General features: G+C 40.2%; 18 protein-coding genes and 2 pseudogenes. 9 read left to right on the forward strand and 11 right to left on the reverse strand.

Translation table 11 applies throughout. The features are described 5' to 3' along the window. Positions 1-75 precede the first annotated feature (75 nt). The gene (locus JUI58_RS17700; RefSeq protein WP_204105129.1) at positions 76-552 is read right to left on the reverse strand and encodes an SDR family NAD(P)-dependent oxidoreductase; all 477 of its coding nucleotides are present in this window, start codon (positions 550-552) and stop codon (positions 76-78) included. Positions 553-669: 117 nt separating this feature from the next. Here JUI58_RS17700 and JUI58_RS17705 point away from each other — a divergent pair, with 117 nt between their 5' ends. Together JUI58_RS17705 and JUI58_RS17710 are read left to right on the forward strand one after the other, a co-directional pair. After that, positions 670-1,260 (forward strand): DnaJ domain-containing protein, encoded by a 591-nt coding sequence (locus JUI58_RS17705; RefSeq protein ID WP_204105130.1) that lies wholly within the window; start codon positions 670-672, stop codon positions 1,258-1,260. 39 nt (positions 1,261-1,299) lie between these two features. Further along, positions 1,300-1,959: a DUF2301 domain-containing membrane protein gene (locus JUI58_RS17710; protein WP_204105131.1), complete on the forward strand. Its 660-nt coding sequence runs from the start codon at positions 1,300-1,302 to the stop codon at positions 1,957-1,959. 79 nt (positions 1,960-2,038) lie between these two features. On the opposite strand, the gene JUI58_RS17715 is transcribed toward JUI58_RS17710, so the two are convergent. The 5 genes from JUI58_RS17715 to JUI58_RS17735 form a co-directional block, all read right to left on the reverse strand. Continuing rightward, the gene (locus tag JUI58_RS17715) at positions 2,039-2,542 is read right to left on the reverse strand and encodes an NAD(P)H-quinone oxidoreductase subunit J (protein ID WP_204105132.1); all 504 of its coding nucleotides are present in this window, start codon (positions 2,540-2,542) and stop codon (positions 2,039-2,041) included. After that, complete coding sequence (locus JUI58_RS17720) at positions 2,543-3,280, reverse strand: NADH dehydrogenase subunit K (protein WP_348539919.1); 738 nt, start codon at positions 3,278-3,280, stop codon at positions 2,543-2,545. Further along, the gene (ndhC, locus tag JUI58_RS17725) at positions 3,271-3,633 is read right to left on the reverse strand and encodes a photosynthetic/respiratory NAD(P)H-quinone oxidoreductase subunit C (protein ID WP_204105133.1); all 363 of its coding nucleotides are present in this window, start codon (positions 3,631-3,633) and stop codon (positions 3,271-3,273) included. The genes JUI58_RS17720 and ndhC overlap by 10 nt, the downstream gene beginning before the upstream one ends. A gap of 120 nt (positions 3,634-3,753) precedes the next feature. Beyond that, positions 3,754-4,959, reverse strand: coding sequence for a hypothetical protein (locus JUI58_RS17730; RefSeq protein ID WP_204105134.1), 1,206 nt, complete (start codon positions 4,957-4,959; stop codon positions 3,754-3,756). Positions 4,960-4,998: 39 nt separating this feature from the next. Continuing rightward, on the reverse strand, positions 4,999-6,726 hold the full coding sequence (locus tag JUI58_RS17735; RefSeq protein WP_204105135.1) for an iron uptake porin: 1,728 nt from the start codon (positions 6,724-6,726) through the stop codon (positions 4,999-5,001). Between the two features lie 419 nt (positions 6,727-7,145). Here JUI58_RS17735 and JUI58_RS17740 point away from each other — a divergent pair, with 419 nt between their 5' ends. The 3 genes and pseudogenes from JUI58_RS17740 to JUI58_RS17750 all read left to right on the forward strand — a co-directional run bounded on the left by JUI58_RS17740 (position 7,146) and on the right by JUI58_RS17750 (position 9,569). Beyond that, positions 7,146-7,322: a hypothetical protein gene (locus JUI58_RS17740; protein ID WP_204105136.1), complete on the forward strand. Its 177-nt coding sequence runs from the start codon at positions 7,146-7,148 to the stop codon at positions 7,320-7,322. After that, a pseudogene (locus JUI58_RS17745) lies at positions 7,298-7,606 on the forward strand (hemolysin D); the annotation flags it as partial. The gene JUI58_RS17740 and the pseudogene JUI58_RS17745, both read left to right, overlap by 25 nt. Positions 7,607-7,673: 67 nt before the next feature. Next, positions 7,674-9,569, forward strand: coding sequence for an ATP-binding protein (locus tag JUI58_RS17750; protein WP_204105138.1), 1,896 nt, complete (start codon positions 7,674-7,676; stop codon positions 9,567-9,569). Here the strand turns inward: JUI58_RS17750 and JUI58_RS17755 are convergent. Genes JUI58_RS17755 through JUI58_RS17765 form a run of 3 tightly spaced genes read right to left on the reverse strand, consistent with a single transcriptional unit; the run spans position 9,566 to position 13,971 of the window. Further along, positions 9,566-12,088, reverse strand: a complete 2,523-nt coding sequence (locus tag JUI58_RS17755) for a phospholipid carrier-dependent glycosyltransferase (RefSeq protein ID WP_204105139.1) — start codon at positions 12,086-12,088, stop codon at positions 9,566-9,568. The two genes, JUI58_RS17750 and JUI58_RS17755, sit on opposite strands and share 4 nt — an antisense overlap. 25 nt (positions 12,089-12,113) lie before the next feature. Continuing rightward, positions 12,114-12,548 (reverse strand): GNAT family N-acetyltransferase, encoded by a 435-nt coding sequence (locus tag JUI58_RS17760; protein WP_204105140.1) that lies wholly within the window; start codon positions 12,546-12,548, stop codon positions 12,114-12,116. Continuing rightward, on the reverse strand, positions 12,541-13,971 hold the full coding sequence (locus tag JUI58_RS17765; RefSeq protein ID WP_204105141.1) for an adenylate/guanylate cyclase domain-containing protein: 1,431 nt from the start codon (positions 13,969-13,971) through the stop codon (positions 12,541-12,543). Before JUI58_RS17765 ends, JUI58_RS17760 begins: the two co-directional genes overlap by 8 nt. A gap of 237 nt (positions 13,972-14,208) precedes the next feature. Between JUI58_RS17765 and JUI58_RS17770 the strand changes: the two genes are divergently transcribed. Further along, positions 14,209-15,939 carry an ABC transporter ATP-binding protein/permease gene (locus JUI58_RS17770; protein ID WP_204105142.1) on the forward strand — a complete coding sequence of 577 codons (1,731 nt, stop codon included), beginning with the start codon at positions 14,209-14,211 and terminating at the stop codon, positions 15,937-15,939. A gap of 13 nt (positions 15,940-15,952) precedes the next feature. On the opposite strand, the gene JUI58_RS17775 is transcribed toward JUI58_RS17770, so the two are convergent. Continuing rightward, a complete protein-coding gene (locus tag JUI58_RS17775; RefSeq protein ID WP_204105143.1) occupies positions 15,953-16,864 on the reverse strand; it encodes an ABC transporter permease in 912 nt (303 codons plus the stop codon). A 52-nt stretch (positions 16,865-16,916) separates the two neighbouring features. On the opposite strand from JUI58_RS17775, the gene JUI58_RS17780 reads away from it, so the two are divergent. Together JUI58_RS17780 and JUI58_RS17785 are read left to right on the forward strand one after the other, a co-directional pair. Further along, the gene (locus tag JUI58_RS17780) at positions 16,917-17,594 is read left to right on the forward strand and encodes an ATP-dependent Zn protease (RefSeq protein ID WP_204105144.1); all 678 of its coding nucleotides are present in this window, start codon (positions 16,917-16,919) and stop codon (positions 17,592-17,594) included. Beyond that, positions 17,591-18,274, forward strand: a complete 684-nt coding sequence (locus tag JUI58_RS17785; protein ID WP_204105145.1) for a hypothetical protein — start codon at positions 17,591-17,593, stop codon at positions 18,272-18,274. Before JUI58_RS17780 ends, JUI58_RS17785 begins: the two co-directional genes overlap by 4 nt. 21 nt (positions 18,275-18,295) lie before the next feature. Here JUI58_RS17785 and JUI58_RS17790 read toward each other — a convergent pair whose 3' ends face one another. Further along, complete coding sequence (locus JUI58_RS17790) at positions 18,296-19,921, reverse strand: hypothetical protein (protein WP_239121555.1); 1,626 nt, start codon at positions 19,919-19,921, stop codon at positions 18,296-18,298. Between the two features lie 224 nt (positions 19,922-20,145). On the opposite strand from JUI58_RS17790, the pseudogene JUI58_RS17795 reads away from it, so the two are divergent. Continuing rightward, positions 20,146-20,341: pseudogene (locus JUI58_RS17795) on the forward strand (hypothetical protein); the annotation flags it as partial.

Raw genomic sequence — 20,341 nt, forward strand, 5'->3', positions numbered from 1 at the left:
TAAATAACGTAGCGATTTCTCGCTGAGTCTGGTCAGGTTAGGGCTTTTTCAAGCTCCCGCTAGAGTCCGGAGGACTTAGCGGTGAGTTCCTGACTTCGAGGTACAATAAGGAACAACTTCTGGGGAGGTCGATCGCCCCCAACCAGAACTAAAATTAACAATAATTCCTGCTTTTTTCGCCATCATAGCCGGTAGAAATGCTCGGATCGTATTGGCAACTCCTTTAATATTGACATCGATCAATTGGGAGAATTCGCGATCGCTAATTTCCCAGAAAGGAACGGGACGATTCATTAAAGCGGCATTATTAATGAGATAATCTGGAATATCTCCTTGACTGAAGAGGCGATCGCCCCAGGCTTCGACGCGATCGGCATCGGCAATATCGACAACCTGAAAATCACTATTCGGATAAATTTGTTGCAATTTTATAATCTCACTTTCAGAGCGTCCGCAACCGAGAACCCTATGTCCGAGTTGGTTAAATCCCTCAGTCATTGCCCGTCCCAGTCCTTTTGTTGCACCTGCGATGAGAATTGTTTTTTTTGTCATCCTTGATTCCCTAATTTGCACCAGATCCTCGACTTTTCTCATCATAAATTATCACAACCGAGCCATTCTGAGTTATTTTTGAGATTGAATAGCGGTCTTCTAGGATAACTGGTAGAAATGAATTTGGTGCAATGCTATCGCGTGTTAGGTCTAGAATTTGGAGCAGAATTGGAGCAAATTAAAGGCTCCTATCGACGTTTGGCTAGACAATATCACCCCGATGTCAATCCTGACAATCGGGGGGAAGCACAAGCCAAATTTATTGAGATTACAGAAGCGTATCAACTCCTTCTCAAAACGGGTAAATCTCTACCGCGTATTATCTCTCCCCCTCCTCCTCCCATTCGCCCCAAAACTCCCATTTATCAACAACCGATAAAAGCGAAAATTCCCCGTCCTCCTTTATCAGCACGAGAACGATCGCTTAAGTTTGAAGCCTACCAACTCCTGCAAGACTTGCTGAAAAAACGTCGTTTTGCTAGGGCGATCGCCGTAGTGGAAGGGTTAGCGATTCGCCTTCCTCACGATATCGAAGTGCGTCAATGGCAGGCGATCGCCTATCAATGTTGGGGACGACATCTTATTAATCAACGCCAATTTGACAAAGCCAGACTCTATCTTAAAAAAGCCCTTCGCACCGATCCTCACAATCGCTCTCTCTGGGCAGAGATCGAGAAAGAATTTCGCCGCCTAGAAAAGATGGTTTAAAATGAATCATTAATGGTTCATCGATAATTATTCATTGAAATGGTAACTGCTTCTCAATCTACTGAAACCGTAATTTATCAAGGACAGTTTGGCGAATTTACAATCACCGATCGCGATCGCCAAGGAGTCATTATTTATCGCAGTGGTTTGGCTGTGGCTGCACTCTCTTTCTTGCTAGGAACGAGTTTACTATTGTGGCAGGGTGCAACACCTTTCGTTTTAAATATTTTAACGGTTTTATTTGCCTTCTTTGCTCTAGGTTTAGGCACTAGCCTGTTAACGATTCACATTTATTTAGTGCCGCTACATCGATTGTTACAGATGTTTTGGCTAGTGGGAACGGTTTTTTCCACGGCGATCGCCTTTTCTTCTCCGGAACCCCTCGCTTTGTTCATTTATAAACACCCTCTCACACTTCTCGGGACGGGCTTTATTTTTGCAGCCTTAACAGGCATTTATTTTAAAGAAGCCTTTTGTTTTAATCGCTTGGAAACGAAACTCTTAACTCCTCTTGTTCCCATTCTTTTATTGGGTTTTATGGCGGGAATTTTCCCCTCGGAAATTCAGCAACTTTTTCTAGCCAGTTGGAGTATTTTATTTGCTGTTTTCGCCCTTCGTAAAGTCTTCCAAGCAATTCCCCCGGATATTGGCGATAAATCTGTTTTTTCCTATCTCGAAAATCAAAAGCAACAAAGTTAAATCTAAGCGCGATCGCACCCCCAATATCGCGTAGGGACGTTAAATTTAACGTCCCTACACAATCGGATTATTCCCCACATTAATAAGCGTCTTGCAACTCATAAAAATCCGGTGAAATGTAATCCTTGCGTAACGGCCAGCCGATCCAATCCTCCGGCATTAATAAGCGCTTGAGATTGGGGTGTCCCTCATAAACAATCCCATACATATCGTAGGTTTCTCGTTCCTGCCAATCGGCTCCTTTCCAAATCCAATACAGTGAAGAAACTGTCGGATTTTCTCGCGGTAAAAACACCTTAACTCGAATTTCTTCCGGCTTATCGACATTATCATCGACTTTAATCAAATGATAAAAACTGACTAATTCCTTGCCAGGTCCGACATCATAACCCCCCTGACATTGCATACAGTTGAACCCATAAGCATAGAGTGCCGTTGCCACGGGAATGAGAAATTCTGCATCCACCTTAATGACTTCAACCCCCAAATGGTCCTTCTCTAGGGCTTCGTGACCGAAACCATTTTCCGTTAACCAACTGGAAACCTTACCGGCTTCAACAATTTCAGTTTCTGCTTCGCTCACTTAAACCTCCTCCTTTTCGGTTGCTTCTTCCAACGCGATCGGCATTCCCATCGCCGCAGCTAACTCTTTTGGGGGGGCTTTGCGAGTCGCTGACGCTAAATATTCCCCGGTTAAAATTGGCTCTACCGACTTCATTCCGTGGGTCGTGCTGTAATAACGATGGGTTTGTTGTAGTATTTGTTCGCGTTCTTGGATAGACTCATTTGCCACCTTCTTGCGTAACTTGACGATCGCATCCATAATCGCCTCGGGACGGGGAGGACAACCGGGAATATAGACATCAACGGGAATGAGTTTATCCACCCCTCGCACGGCGCTGGGAGAGTCCATACTGAACATTCCCCCAGTAATCGTACAGGCTCCCATCGCAATCACATATTTGGGATCGGGCATTTGTTCGTAAAGACGCACTAAAGCGGGAGCCATTTTCATCGTAATCGTCCCTGCGGTGATGATTAAATCCGCTTGACGGGGGCTGGCCCGAGGCACTAGCCCAAAACGGTCAAAATCGAAGCGAGAGCCGAGCATGGCTGCAAATTCGATGAAACAGCAAGCCGTACCGTAAAGCATCGGCCACAAACTGGACAATCTGGCCCAGTTGTGGAGATCGTCCACGGTGGTTAAAATGATGTTTTCCGATAATTCTTGGGTCACTCCAGTGCGGTTGACAGGATTGAGAATCATTTCGGTTTGTTGCTGCGCGATCGCAGCTTGAGATTGAGGGTTATTCACGACCATTCCAATGCTCCTTTTCTCCAAGCGTACACGAGAGCCACTACGAGAATGGCAATAAAAATAAGGGCTTCTACAAAGGCTAGTAGTCCCAATTGACTGAAAGCAACCGCCCAGGGGTAGAGAAAGACGGTTTCCACGTCAAAAACGACGAAAACCAAAGCAAACATATAGTAGCGAATATTAAATTGAATCCATGCGCCCCCCATGGGTTCCATGCCAGATTCGTAGGTGGTGCGTCGTTCTGCACCTCCCGTTCGCGGTCGCAAGAGGAAGGATGCCGTTAGTGCTAAAACAGGCACTGAACTGGCTAAAATCAGAAATCCTAGGAAGTATTCGTAACCACTGAGGTGAAACACTCGCTCTCCTCGCTATTTTGTGTAACAGGTGTTTGCAATTTTTGATTATAGGAGGTTTGGGGGGTGAAGGAAAGGGCGATCGCCACTCAATTTAGATTCTTTCATTAAATCGACTATATCTTAGCGATCGGGGGCAGGTCCGAAAATAATTTGCCCAGAAAAGGATTGTCCTGCTGTGGGTTCTTTTGCGTCCACATTAAAAACTTGCAAGCGCAACACTTGTCCGTCTTGTCCAACTACTGTAACCACTGCATTATTCCCGCTCAATCCCACAGAAGTCGATTTGGCCGTCACGCCATTAATTAAAACATTGCCACTAGAATCGGTACTGAGGACATTGCCATCAATAACATAATCGGAAGGGAGGGTCACGATCGCCGGAAAGTCTCCCCGTTGTACACTTACTGAGAAGGTTGTGCCGTTTTCATCGGTAAAGGTGCCGCTATCCCCACTAATACCTGGAGAGATAGCTGCATCGTAGCTCAAGAGGGTGACGGTGGCATTAATAGTGGTAGAATTTGCATTAGGGTCGGGGATTTCTGTGGCGATCGTGGCGGCTGACGAGAAACTGGCAGAAAGACTGCTGGAACCCGATGAAGCAGCCATAGGATCGCTGGCTCCACTCATGGCACTCGATAAGAAGGATTGCGAAAAGCCTGAATTGTTGGGGCTGCGGGAGGCTGCTGAGGCGATCGCCCCGGCATTGATCAGATCGCTGGCGGTTGGTAAAGCCACATTAAAACCATTAAAAAGCTGTCCTTGCAAGAGATTTTCAAATTCTGCTTGGTTGAACTGTTCGATCGCGCCTATTTCCCCCGCAACGCTAATGGAAACGCGCTGTTTGGCTTTGATGCGAAGCGAGGCTACGCTAGGATCGTCTAGATCGGCGACTTCAACTTCTCCTTCAAGTACGCTAATTGTTCCTTCTCGCTTCTCATTCACTTCGATCGCATAGGTTGTACCGCGAGTCGCTGCAACAATCGATCCCACACAACCTCGGGCTGCACCGGAAATAACAACTCTTCCCTGACGCACTTCTACACAACGACTGCCGACAACAAAAGAGGAATTGCGACCGATGCGAATGGAGGCATTATTATTGAACTTGAGTCCTGCCCTGGCTTGTTCTGTTCTAACTTGTTGTCCCGATCGCGCAATGTTATTTAATCGCGCTTTTTGTCCTTGAATAAAAACGCGATCGCTGTCAAGAATTTCAATAATTGTTGCACTGGTAATTTGTTGCCCTTGTACGGGAATCTGGGGTAGGGCGATCGTGAATGAAAATGCGATCGCAAAGATAACTAAGAATTTCTTAATGTACATCATTTTGTTATCAGTTAGTTATTATTGCTTAATTGTACCCGATCAAAAACGGAAAACAGTACGCACCGAGCCTACAAAAATTGTACTATTATCGCGAATGTGGCCGGGATCGGTGACGAGAAAAAATCCCGGTAAAATCGAGAGATTATCGTTAATACGAAAGCGGTAAAAGGTTTCAAAATGAAGAGATGTATCGGCATCAATTCGCTCGATCGCGGCTCCAGCAATCAGTTTAGGGGGGATTCCTAACATGAGTGCGAAAAAGTCTCCTTCTCGTCCAAAAGGATCGGCAATGCCGAGGGAAAGAGAGCCTGTTGCACTGAGGGCGATCGCCTGAGATTCGCGCGATCGCGTCAAAGCAAATCCCCCCCATGCTCCTAAAACAACGTTAGGATGAAGGCGAATTTGCATGGTAAAATTTAGCGCATGAATATCGGCGGGTTCGAGAAAAAAGCCCGAGGTATCGGCGTTAAAACTTCCTGTTAATGTATCTAAGCGCCCATCACTAGCGTAACCATTCAGATAAGCTACCCCCGTAATTATATTTTCGGAAGGTTTGTTCAGAACTTGTATCCCTAATGTGCGATGATTGGCATCAAATAAGCCTCTCCCGGAACTATTCCGAACGCCATAAGCCATTTGCAAGCGAGTGCGATCGCTCACTAACCAATCAAAGCCAAAGCCTGAATTTAAAGCACCAATTTGTAAGAAAGGACTCCCAGAGGCAAAGCGAGAAACTGCGCCATGTCCGGATTCAAGATAGGGCGTGTTAGCGGTGAGAACATCAGTAAGACTAAAGCCTAGGGGTTTAACTGTGAAAACGACGCGATTATTAAAAGCAGCCGTGCGATATTCAAGAGAATTGAGAACGAGATCGTTACTTAAACCCGATTGGGAATTGAGCAAGGCCATGTAAGTATTGAGAACTTGAAAATTAGCAAAGCCAAGGTTATCAAAATTCCCAGTACTGAAGGCAAAAGTAAAGCGATCGCGTCCAGTAAAAGAAGTTAAAAAGGCGAGTTGAGTTTGATGGGCAAAAACTGTTTCTGTGTTTCCCAAACCCGGTGGATTTCCTCCCCCAGAGGTTGCCAAATTAAGAACAGTTTGACCGCCAAATTTTACGGTTGTTGAAAATTGATTGGCTTGTAGTTCGGTAATTCTGGCTTCTAAACTATCAACTTGGCTGGAAGTTGTAGCAAGTTCAGTCAATTCAGGCTGAAAGTTTTCTCTTAATTTTTGAACGGTTTCTCTATCAACCGCAAGCAAATTTTGTAGATTAGCCAAACAATCATTTAAACCTACAGCAAATTCGTTGCGACTGAGGGTTTGCTGCCCGCGAAAGATATCATCCGAGGTTTGCAAACAATTATATCTTTCTACCAGCGATCGCAATGCTTCGTAAGCCCAATCTGTGGGTTGTACGTCTTGCAATTGGAAAACAGGGAGAATATTTTCCCAAGCATCTGTGGGGGTTTCTGGAAGAGGTGAAAAGTCCTCCTGGCGATCGGAGAAAAGAAGCTCTCTCGCTCTAGGATCGGATTCTCTAAAAATAGGAAGAGATGATTCTGTAAAATCGTTAGGAGAAGAGGATGTTGCTGGGAGAAAGCGTTGGCGATTCTCCTCTGACTGTGCTAAGACTCGATCGGGTAAAAAAAGCGTGAAAAACTGCCATGCGAGTAAAGAATAAATCCCATACACTGGCAGCGATCGCGCAAACCTCATCTTTACATTAGGGGCTTGATTCCCGTTTGTCCGATATCTCTTCCGCATAATCTAACAAACCCGATACTTAAAGGCAATATTCTCATTATAATAGCTTAAACGAGTTTGGCGATCGCCAAGAAAAGTCGGAAAGTAGTTTTAACACCACCTTCCGACGTTTAGCTCCCAAACTTTGCAATTTTAATAATCGAAACTTATAGAATTTCTGATAACTAGACTCGCGATTGAGGGGAACAATGCTTGATGGCAACCGCGAACTTATTTACAGTATGCCGATAAAATTTGAGGGTGTAAATATAGAAAAATTGATATATTTTTGTCAAAAATGAGGCAACGCGATCGCAACGTTGATAAAAGTTGATAAAAGTTGACAAAACATCTCACCAGTTTGTTTACACTGAAGGAAGGAAAATCTTTTCCAGTTGTTGCGAGTAGGTCGCGCAGCTTTAGCCTAAAGCAGAAGTCTGATGAAATCACCTTTTTCCGCGTCTCCTCCCCAAGCCCGTCAAACAAAAGAACAATTTGCCCATCCTGAAGATTATCTTTCTTTTGAATCAGGCAAAGCGTTACAGGAGTTGCCCCCACTCTATAGTCATTTGTTGGCTGCAACCATTAGCCTGTTGGTTTTATTGCTCTTGGTATGAAAGTTAAAGTTAAGATGGCGACGTTTCCTTTTCAGGAATTTGGCACATTTGACGGCAAAGTAGTTAATATAAGTCCGAATGCCATTACTGACGAACAGTTAGGATTAGTATTTCCTACACGGATAAATCTATTTCAATATTCCAAAATGGTGCGAGGACAAGAGGTAGTATTTACTCCTGGGATGGCAGCAACGGTGGAAATTGTCACGCGACAAAAATCTATTTTGACTTTTTTAATCGAACCGATTACTCGCCGTTTTAATCAAGTCTTTTCTGTTAGATAATAGACAAAAAATGAGAATTAATTTCTCTTCTCTGTACCTCATTAATAATTGCTAATTGCTAATTGAAATGCTTCATCGGGTCATTGATTACAATCCTTCGATCCTCTTGCCAAATAGTTTGACAAGAGAAGCACTTACGGCTTTAAATGCAGCAGATAGGGAATGTATTTTGGTGGGACATTCTCACGATCGCAGAGATATTGTTGGACTATTAACGCAAGCTAAATTGTTACAACATATCGCTACTGTACAAGATTGGGAGAATTATTCGGTAGAGGCGATCGCCATTCACGAATTTACAATTTGTCCGGAATCTGAATTGAGTAATCCCATTAAACTCAGTAAATTTGTTGAGAGTTCCCCATTGACTCATCTTCTCATTGCTGATGAGCAAGATAAAATTATCGGTGTTTTACTTGTCAAGCATCTTCAACAAATTCTTAATATTAATCAAGAAGTTGAAGAGACTTTCATTAACAGACTGGATGCTGAAATTGAACTACAACAATTGCTGCAACAAAAATTACACACTAGCTATACTCAAACCAACGCACTTTTAGGTGCAATGAGCGATATTGTTTTGGTTATTGATCTTGAAACCGATAATCTCAAGATCGAACTTCCTAATCCCAATTTAAGCAATGATGCGATCGCTGATTTCCTCAATCAAACCCTCGAACTATTTTATGATAGTGCTTATTCGGAATGGTTTGTGGGTCAAGTGAAACTGGCCTTAAAAGAACAGAATACCATTGAGTTTGAATATACTTTATTGGATAATGGTAATATAGCATGGTTTGTGGCCTCTATTTCTCCTGTATCTGAGCATTCTGTCATTTGGGTAGCGCGGAATATTAGCGATCGCAAGCAGGCTGATGCAGAATTAGCTAAATTGTCTTTGGTAGCAAGTAAAACTGATAATCTTGTCGTGATTAGCGATCGCTACGGTGCGATCGAATGGATTAATGAAAGTTTTATCAAAACAACTCAATATACTTTAGCAGAAGTACGAGGCAGAAAGCCAGGTAATTTTCTTCAAGGTGCTTTAACCGATCGAGAAACTGTAGAAAAAATGCGACAAGCCATACAAGATCGAGTTCCGTTTCAAGGAGAAATTCTGAATTATCGCAAAGATGGAAAACTTTATTGGTTGGCTTTAAGTATTAATCCTATTTTTGACGATCGCGGTGAATTGACCAATTTTATTGCGATCGAAAGCGATATTACTCAGCGCAAACAGTCGGAACAAGAGGTTTTCAAAGCGTTAAATAAAGAAAAAGAACTGAGTCAATTAAAATCGGATTTTATTACTATTGCTTCTCACGAGTTTCGCACACCTTTAACGGTGATTATGGCTGCTGCTAAACTACTCAAGTATTATGATGATAGACTCTCTCAAGAACAGAAACAGCAACAGTTAGATCGATTGTTAAGAGGCTGCGATCGCATTCTGAGATTATTAGAAGATATTCTTATTTTAGGGAAAGCTGATGCTGGAAAAATAGAGTTTAATCCAGCATTTATCGATCTGGAATTATTTTGCGAGGAACTTTTAGCAGAGTTACGTTTATCTGATGGCGATCGGCACGATTTTCTGTTTACTTATCAAGGAAAACCACATCAAAAAGTCTCCATTGACGAGCATTTACTGCATCATATTTTAAGTAATTTGTTAGCTAATGCTTTGAAATATTCTCCCCTTCATCGCGAAATTGAGTTAGATTTGCAAATTTGCGATCGCCAAGCTATTTTTAAAATTCGCGATCGCGGTATTGGTATTCCTCCAGAAGATATGCAGCATTTATTTGAGGCATTTCACCGTGCCAAAAATGCCAATAATATTCAAGGGACGGGTTTGGGGTTGGCGATCGTTAAAAGAGCAGTAGATTTACATTCAGGGACAATTTCGGTAGAGAGTAAGGTGGGTGAGGGGACAACTTTCACGGCGATCGTTCCTTTTTAGAGCAAGGGTTTTAGCACCTTCCAAGCCTCGATCGCTCTGCCTTGTAAGAGGGCTGCAATGCCATATAAGCCCTGAAATTCGGGGATATCGGGTCGCAGTTCGAGGGCAGGTTTTAAGGCTGTCTCAGCCGCTTTTGGATGCCATTGGTAGAGATGAATAAAGGCGAGATAAGCATGAACAAATGGGTTATCAGCATCAAGACGGGAAGCCATTTGCATTGCTTCTAAAGTTCCGGAAGCATCTTCTTGTAATGCCCGTGCTAAAGCTAATCCATAGGTTAAATTTAATGGTGTGGGAAAAGGACAATTCGAGAGGGAGGAACAGGTATTTGTTTCTATTTTTTCCTGTAAACGATATTCTAATGTTTTCTCTACTTGGACTAAATAATCTTGCTGGGGATCGTATTGATTGAAACGCCCTATTTGCTCGAAAATTGGCTCTAATCCTTCAATTCCTTTCGGTAATTCTAAGGCTAAAGTTCGCAATTGAGTCACAAAATCTAATTCGGGTGCGGGAGAAGGGGTTGCATTAGGATTAATGGTTAGGGTGATGGGAGGGACGGAAATGGGATAAGTTTCTCTTGTTTTTGGGTTTAAATAAATAGCTTCAAGGGTATAATTTTGGGGAATAATTGACTCGGGGGGAAGCATGGCTGTGCGTTCGATGACGCGAAAAGAATCGAATTGTTTGTCTTTGGGTTGAGGGTATAATTGCCCCATACCAATACCGCGATCGTGCAGCCAAAAGGAATTATTTTCTCCTGTTACAGGTTGCCATTTTAAGAGTAGCAAACCATTTTGGAGATTCTGCCAAGATCCTGACCATTCATAGGTGACGGGAACGGGAATTCCTGGGGGAGTTTCAGCAGGGAGTAAGATGCGATCGAGTTGCACTTTTTGGCTGGAAGAGGCGATCGCTTCTATCGTAACGGGAGGATTTTTACGATGATAAAGGGATAGGGTTTCACTGTTGGGGAGTTTCCATTGTTTTTGCAGTTTAAAATCTGGGTTTTCCGGTAAACTTTTTGCTAAAGCAAGTTGAGTCTCTTTCGTTAAACCATTATCTCCGGTTTGGGTCACAAACCAATTAAGCGATCGCGCATCTTGTGCAAGTTGTTCTTCTCTCGATCCGGTTTCTCGACTATAGACTTGAAAATCAGCCAAAGCACCGAAATAATTCATGGTATTATGATTGATACTTTCGGTACTGGTAATCGTTCCTACTGTTGCTTTGAGATAGGGTTCTACTTTGGTAATTTCGGCAATAATTTGCGAATTTGGATAGCGATCGCCTAAATAAGTTTGCAAGGGAGGACTGGGACTTAATAAGTTAGCAATGGGAGTCATTCCTGGAATAGGAAATATTTTTACTAACATTAAAATAAAGGCTAACCCAATGGTAACTTGACGCATAAATTGCCATTTTCCTTGCCATAAAGTTAAGCAATAACCTAAAAAAACAGCAACGATTGGTAAAGCAGGCATGATAAAGCGAGGGTCTTTATTATAAATTGCCGAACAAATTAAATAAGACCCGAAAAAATAAAGTGCTAACCATGCAATAGAGGCGATCGGTAATCGATAATTCTTCAGAGAAGAGCCTTTTAAGAGTTTTTTGCAAAGATATAAGAGTAAGCCAACAAGTGGAAAAATAATCAGAATCCAAGATAGCGATCGCGGCATCAAATCCCAATAATACAGCCATGCTTTTAAGGTATTAAGTGCCGGATCTCCTTCACTCAATGCTGGGATAGCATTAGCATTTTGAGAGGTGCTAAATAGATAGATAAAATTCGTTCGATACCAAGTTCCCCAAAGTAGTATAGAGATGAAAAAACTACTTATTAATTGAGCAACTTTCTCCCATTTTCTTTGCCATAAATAACGCACTACCAAATATAAGACAGGAAAAAAGAGAAAAAAGAGAACATTTTGTTTAGTCATCAGTCCTAGACCTAAACAAAGTCCTAAAATAAGCGTCCATAACCAACTCTTTTGGCGGGATTTTTGTTGACTCCAAAGGGTTAAACAGCAAAAACAAGCAACTGTAAAAGCCGTAACCGGAATATCGAGAAGATATTGCAAGCGCCAGCGATAAAGTTCTGGTATAACAACACAAAAAGCGGCGGCATAAATTCCCGTTAATGAATTAAATAAATGTTTGCCTAAATAATAAACAGAGAGGAGAATAATACCATTATAAAATAAATTAACCAATAATGCTTGGTCTGCACCTTTGCCAAAAATCTGTTGAAAAGGAACTGTTAAAATATAGGTTAAAGGGGGATATTTATGGGTTAGCGTCCAGAAATAATTCCACCATTCTCCATCCCAAAAACGAACATTTTGGAAAGCATAAAGATAGTTGAGAGAACCTGTTAAATGATTGCTTTGATCCCATGCAGGAACTTTACGATCTAAGGCGATCCAAAGGCGATCGCACCATGCAGAAATTAACCAAATAATACCGACAATTTTAAGGGCGCGAGAATGGGTCAAAGAATCTTGCTTTTTCAACATAAAAACTGATATTTGTCAAGTCTACTTAGAATTTCTTAATCATTTTTAGATGAGGAATACCTGCTTCGGTAAATTGTTCCCCTACAGGTTCAAAACCGAGTTTGAGATATAGTCCTTTAATGTACAATTGTGCGTTGATTATCGCTTGTTTTGCCTGTTTTTGCACGGCACGTTCTAATACAGCCTGCATCAATTGCTTACCAATGTTTTTGCCTCTTGCTTCTTTTAAAACAGCCAGCCGCTCAATTTTAGCAGTTTGTGGCTCTAAAAATCTCAACCTTACCGTTCCAATCGCTTTTCCTTGCCAATATGCCAAAAAATGTTCTGCGGTTTCATCTTGTCCATCAAATTCAAGTTCAAAAGGAACATTTTGTTCCTCTTGAAAAACTTGCTTGCGAATGGATGCTAATATTTGCCGTTCTTCTGAATAAGAAACAATTTTGATTTCTAAGTTACTCATAATAGTTTGCCTCTTTTTTGTTAACTAATAAATAAGCCAACATATTTCCTTTTCCTTTGATCTCGATCGCACCGCGTTCTTGAAAAAGATAGCGATCTTGTAAACAATTATAAGTTGATTGAGTGACTTGAATTTGCCCTGGAATTCCGTGGGATTCCATCCGACTGGCTATATTTACAGCATCTCCCCAAAGATCGTAAATAAATTTTTTCGTACCAATAACTCCCGCAACAACAGAGCCTGTATTCATGCCGATCCGAATCCTTAAATTTTGCTGATGTTTTTGTTCGATCGCCTTCAATTCTTCTATCATATCTAGTGCCATGTTGGCAACAAGAGCAGCATTATCTGCTTTGGGAATAGGTAAACCTCCAACAACCATATAGTTATCGCCAATAGTTTTGATTTTTTCTAGATCGTAGCGATCTGTCAGGCGATCGAAAATCGAGAAAATTTCATTCAGTAAACTGACCAATTCTTCTGGAGACATTTCCGAAGATAATTGAGTAAACCCAACAATATCAGCAAATAAAATTGTGACATTATCATATTTTTGGGCAATATTCTTTTTCCCTTCCTTGAGGGATTTTGCAATTGATTTTGGGAGAATATTTAAAAGCAATTGTTCTGATTTTTCTTGTTCGTGACGGCTCATTTCATCGGCTTTTTTTCGCTCAACAATTTCCGATCCAACTCGCAAAAACATTTCCTTAAATGCGTTCATCACCTCTCCGAGTTCATCTTGGCGATCGCTTTGAAAAGATTGTAACTCTATGTTGGTGCGATCGTGACTTAATGCGTCTCCAGCAAGACGAAGATCGTCTCGCAAGCGTAAAATGGGAATAATGACAATATAACCCACAGCGATTATAGTTACAATCGTAACAAATACACCAATAATAATCACGAGAATAGAAATACGAAAAATATATTGATATAATTGACTCTGTATATCTCCAGCATTATGACGAATGATTAATACGCGATCGATTCCTAAATATTCTGGCGACAAAGCAGCATCATAGTACAAACCATCGGGACTGCGTTGAGTTCTTCTCTTTTCTTCTTTAAAATCGGAATACGTTAACTGAGGAGGATTACCAAATTCTTGTTTATTTTTTCCATTGCCATCGTACATTGTTAATCCTGAAATAAGTTCAGATTCATCAACAAGAGATGTAATTTCTTGTTCCCATAAATCTGATTTCATTTCTTTTTGCGTGAGGATAATAATTAAGTTGATTTTGGCTTTTGCTAAATTTTCTAATTGTTGTAATAAATCTTGTTCTTCTCGATGATAAGAGGGAATTAAAATCACAACTTCAATTGTAAGAATAGCGAGAAAAACCCAGTAGCTAATAGAACGAGATAATCGCGCTTTAAACAAAGAATGACAAGCAAAAACAAATTTAGAAGGTATCATATTTTATCCTAATTGCTCTCGGATTTTAGAATAGGTAAATTACTTACAAGCTACTTGCATTTTGCTAGAGTTTCCGGACAATATTCTCTCACATTGTCTCTATTCTACTCCCAAGTTCCGCACACCTCCCAATTGATTGACATTCTCATTCAATTTTAACCTTTGAGATTTAGATCGCAAGTTGTGGACATTACCTATTATAGTAATCTAGATGATACAGATCGAACAGAGGATAAAATGGAACGATTTAATCTAAAAATTTTCCAACGATTTTGGGTGATCGCCAAACCCTATTGGTTGGGACAAGAAAAATGGAAAGCCTTTAGTTTATTAGCCTTCTTGATCTTTCTACTGGTTACTTATACTCAATTAGGGGTTCGTTTAAATACAGAAATTGGAAATATCACTTCATCTCTAGCATCAAAAGATGAAATCAGATTTTGGGAAACCATTAAAATTTTCTTTGTAATATTAGTTATTTATGTTCCTATTATTGCAGGATACTACTATCTACGGGAAAAGCTAGGACTATTGTGGCGTAAATGGTTGACGGATCGCTACATCCAAAAGTATTTTCACCATCGTTCTTTTTATGATATTCTCAATCAACATGAAATAGATAACCCCGATCAGCGAATTTCTGAAGATATTCGTGCATTTACCCGTGAATCTCTACGATTTTTACTTATTTTCCTAACTGCTATACTGGAGGTTGTTTTTTTTGGCATTGCTTTATGGAAAATTTCTAAGTTACTCGTTATCCTGTTAGCAATTTATTCATTAATTGGCAATCTTATCACTGTCGGTTTATTTGGTAAGATTCTCGTTCGCTTGAACTTTGAACAACTTAAAAAAGAAGCAAACTTTCGTTTTTCTTTAGTTCGAGTCAGAGAAAATGCTGAATCTATCGCATTTTACCAAGGGGAAGCACAAGAGTCAAATTATACTCGAACTATGTTTATTGATGTTTTCAAGAACTACAATAAACTTATTTTTTGGAGAGATTTAGGTTTTGGTTTATTGTCCAAGACTTATCTTTTCCTTCCTTATATTATACCTTCGATTGCGATCGCCCCTAGTATTTTATCCGGCGAATTAGAAATTGGCAAATTATCGGAAGCTACTGGTGCATTTTTCAAGATATTTTTCTCCTTGAACGAAATGATTACATATTTTGACAATTTAACAGAATTTGCGGCTGGAGTCGATCGCCTTTACACTTTTAAAGGTTATTTAGACAAGCCAAGAAGAGTGCGAGATAATCTTCCTAAAACCATGACAACCGTTGATACAGTGGAAGATTCTTCTCTAAGCATTGATCGCTTAACTTTGCAAACTCCCAACTATCAGCGCACTCTTTTTCGCGATCTTTCTGTTGCACTACAACCGGGACAAGGGTTATTAATTGTCGGTCCGAGTGGATGCGGGAAAAGTTCTCTTTTGCGGGCGATCGCAGGGTTATGGGATGCAGGAACCGGACGGATTACTCGACCTCAATTAGATGATATCCTCTTTTTGCCTCAACGGCCTTATATGATTATGGGAACATTGCGAGAACAATTACTCTATCCTTATGGCGATCGCGAGATTGAGACTAAAGCATTGCAAGAGATTTTAGAGCAAGTTAATTTACCAGATTTAGACAAGCAATATGGCGGTTTTGAAGCCTTAGAAAATTGGTCGGATCGTCTTTCTTTAGGAGAACAACAACGAATTGCATTTGCTCGTATTCTCTTCAATAAACCCAATTATGCGATTTTAGATGAAGCGACAAGTGCGCTAGATTTGGAGAATGAAAAGCAACTGTATCAGCACTTATTAGCATCTCAAACAACCTTTATTAGTGTTGGACATCGCCCGAGTTTACAACAGTATCATGAGTGGATTTTGGAATTGTCGGACTCTCAAATATGGTCATTAAAAAAAATAGATCAAAAAGATAATTTAATCTGGAATAAAAATTCCTAAAAATTGCTAAATCTTAATGATTGTCTGTCGATCGCCGATCGCCATATTTGATTAATAAGGCGATCGCAATACTGGTCATTAAAATTAAAATCGTACTCAATGCTGAACCAAAACCCCAATTTTGAGTTGCACCTAAAAATTGATTGTAAATGAGGCGAGAAATTGTCATACTTGATGCACCACCTAACAGTTCTGGATCGACAAAATCCCCTAATCCACTCATACAAACTAAGAGAAATCCGGCAATAATTCCCGATCGCGTTTGCGGGATCGTAATTTGCCAAAAGGTATCCCTCGGAGTTGCACCGAGATCGGCTGATGCTTCGAGAACATTTCGATCTAATTTCTCCACTGACGCATAAAGAATTAAGACCATATAAGGCAAATAATTGTAAGTCATGCCGATAAAAACGGCGATCGCACTATTGAAAATATTCCAAGAAGGTAATCCGCAAGCAGTTAAAATTGTATTCAAAAGACCAGTGGGACGTAAAATTGAAATCCAAGCATAAGTTCGCAATAAAGAAGAAGTCCAAAGGGGTAAGATAAAAGTTAAAAGCAAGAGATTGCGCCAACGTTTAGGGGCAAATTGTCCCAACCAATAAGCAACAGGAAATCCCAAAATGAGACAAATTAATGCAGTTCCTCCTGCTAAGAATAGCGATCGCGACAAAACTCGCAAATAAACAGGACGAAAGATACGAAAATAGTTATCTAAGCCGCTTGGATTAACAATTTCACCGGGATGAATATTAGGAACTAAACTGAGTTCAAAAATAATCAGAGTTGGGAAAACTAGCAACAATAATAACCACAATCCCCCTGGCACTAGCAAAGATGATATCGTGAACCATTGTCCCGATAAGTAACTGAATTCTTGACTCGGTTTATCCAGTTTGTTTATCTGTCTTTCTTCGTTTATCATTAGGATTACATCAAGCAAAGTGCATTTTTAATACCGATAAACTCTATTTTTTATGCAGCAAACTGCTCTAAATTTAATCGCGATCGCCATTTTCCTGATGACTCTTTCTATCTTACTGGGTCCGCTAGTACATATTCCTGAGAGTGTCCCCGCGATCGCAACCTTCTCAATTCTTGCTTTTCTCACAGCCGATCGCTTCGGTTGGGAAGGAAAAGGCTTAACCTTACTCCTCGATACCGTATCGCGTTTTTCCTCCGAACACCGCGATCGCGTCTTGCGTCATGAAGCAGGACATTTTCTCGCAGCATATTATCTCGGCATTCCCGTTACAGGCTACGATCTTACCGCATGGGAGAGCTTGAAAAATGGACAACAAGGAGTAGGTGGAGTTCGTTTTGATACCGAAGAATTATTGCAAGGAAAAAAAGCTGGCGATCGCCAATTGTTCTGCGATCGCTTTTGTACGGTTTGGATGGCTGGAATTGCGGCGGAATCTCTCACTTATAAGACAGTAGAGGGCGGAGGCAGCGATCGCCAAAAAGTTACCGATACTCTCGCAATTTTGGGTTATCCTACAAGAGAATCTCGCAATAAGCAACAATGGGGAGAGTTGCAGGCTAAAACTTTAATTGAGAAGCATCAAACCGCTTATGAAGCATTAGTTAAAGCCATGAAAATACGAACGACTGTTGCAGAATGCTATCAAATTTTGGAGAAAGAGAGAAAATGAAAAGAAGCTATCTTATCTATCATCCCAAAAGACCAGTCACTAATATTGACAATTTAACTGTCTATCATGATAGTTTTGGGGGGAATGAAGATCCTTATCTTTGGAATAAAAGTTTTCTTCATACTTATTGTCATATCACACAATTAACAAATGAAGAAGGTCAAATCAATTTTTGGATTTCTGGTGATATTTTTCCTGAATTCAACAAACTCTTTTGTGATTGTGTTTTTGTAATTGCTGAAAAAAATTACTGGAAAGAACGAAACAGAATTGAAAGAGAAGATCCGATAGTTGATAATAATCAAACTTACGAACATCATTATAAATGGGTAAATCCTCCCCATTCTCAGCATCCTTTTAAAAGACGTAGGAGATATACATTGAAAGCAGATCCAGATAAAAGTTTCCAGCCACAAGATAATACTAAAAATCTGATTGATATATTACCATTTTTAGAGAACAATGGGATTAAAAGAGAATTCTTAATTAAAAAAATAACTTCTAAAATGGGGTCGTATCCATTCAAATTAGAAGCAAATCTTGGGGAAAAACTCTATGATTATCTAGATCGCAATGGGACAATAAAAATAATCGGTCAACAACTCCAAGATCGACATCCTAATTGGCAAAATATTAAAAATGAATCTAAGGGGTTGACAAAGAAAAGTGGAGGATGTTAACGTAACAAAATCACCTACTACCTATTTATTCCTAAAGATTTTTATTTTGACATCTTTTGTAACTGCATCACCAGTAATACCGACAAGAAGTTTGCCATCTGGACTGATAAGAAGATAACGCATTGATTCGAGATTGTCTTCGAGATTGTCTAATATTGCTTCTAATTCCGCAGTTTGAAGATTAAATACTTTCAATCCTTCCTTTGTACTGACGATCGCGCGATCGCCGCTGAGAGCAATATTTAGACTGTAGTATCGGGAAGATTTAGAAATAATCTTTTTTGCCTTGAGATTTCCTGTTGCTAAATCCCAGATTTTTAGAAATGTTTTTGGCTGTCGATACGAGGTAATAATAACAGATTTTCCATCTAAACTTATGAGAGCATTGCTAATATTATCAAGCCAATTTTTAGGTAAAATAGTTTGTTGATTCGTCTCCAAATCCCAAGCAACAAATTTATTGTCTAACTCAATGATGGCTGTTTTGCCGTCTGGACTGATACTGTAGAGATGAAAATAGGGTACAATATTTCCGAGGGTAAAAGGACCAATATTAATCTCAGTTGAAACCTGTTCGGGAAATGTTACTTTTGGTTCACCAGTGGCCAAATTCCAGACTTTTATCTCATTATAACTCCCACTCACGATCGCCTTACCATCGGCTGAAATAGCGATTTGATTGACATCATAATTATTATGACCTTTGAGCATTTTTGGGGCTTGATTTGAGCTAATATCCCAGATACGCACCATGCGATCGCCGCTACCACTAACCACAGTTTTTCCATCTGCTGCGATCGCCAGAGATTCAATTTCTCCCGAGTCGCTTTGCAGGGTTCTTTTTAACTCTCCTGTTTCTATATCCCAGACTTTAATTGCTTTATCTCTTCCTCCACTCACGAGGGTTTTACCATCTGGACTGATGGCGATCGCAGAAGTCGTCGGATGTCCATCTAAACTATGCAAAAGGGAAAAATTGCAGTAGGGAGATTGAGTTTTTCCTTGGCTACAATAAATTAACGCAGGAGACTGTAATCCTTGTTGAAAAGATGAAGAAAAGAACCCATTTAAAATAAAAATATTCCAGAGAATAATAACCGCGATCGCCACAATCCAAAGTAGTTTAGGAGAGAAACTCCTTAAGGAGTTTTTCTCAAGAGATTGTTCTAAAATAATTGCGGTTAATTCTCGACGATTGCGATCGGCTTCAGACCAAAATGCACACCAGAATACAAACAAGAGAACCATCGGCATCCCTAAAAATAACTCCGCTTCAAAAGAGATATCTCCAGACAATACATCGGAGAGAAAAAGAGGGATTGAGATACTATACCAAATCGAAAACCAAAACAGTAAAAAAACAGTAACGAAAGGATGTAAACTCATCGTGACGCGAACGTTTGTTCCTTGAAGTGACGACTCAAAATGCCCACGAATATTGGGTAAAAACGAGTTGCGATACTGAATAACGCGATGAATCTCAAACCCCGTATTAGAGATTTTACCCGCATAAGGTGCGCGATCGCGACCGAAATTCCAACCTCCAAAAATTCTGGGTTCTTCAATTTTAGGTTCTAAGCGAGAAATAACATCTGCAAGAGATTTTTGGGTTTGAATGGTAAAGGTATCGTAGGGTAAAAAGCGCATTGTCACAAAAGGCTACATTAGAGCAGAAATAGTAAGATTTCCTTACCTTCATTTTAAACTCAATTTTATAATTGTCTCTATTTTTTGATTTTTCAACTACACTTGCGATCGCGTTTCGGGGATAGTGCGCCCATCCTAATGATATGTTATTTTAGGAAAATAGGAGAAAGTGCGATCGCCTCTCCTGACAAATTATCCCAAATTATTTTTGAGGTGATAAAAAAATGGCAAGTAAAGCGGAAACCGAAATTGAGGAATTAAGACAATTAATCCTCACCTTAGATTTAAAACAGGAAAAAAGAATAGATTCTTTAGCAAATACTCTCGAAAAAAAGATTGATTCTTTAGCAACAAAAGTTGAAGTTGGTTTTACTGAAGTTAAAGGAGAAATCAAACGACTTGATGAGAGAGTTGGTCATG

This window comes from Spirulina sp. CCY15215 (genome assembly GCF_016888125.1).
Lineage (GTDB): Bacteria > Cyanobacteriota > Cyanobacteriia > Cyanobacteriales > Spirulinaceae > CCY15215.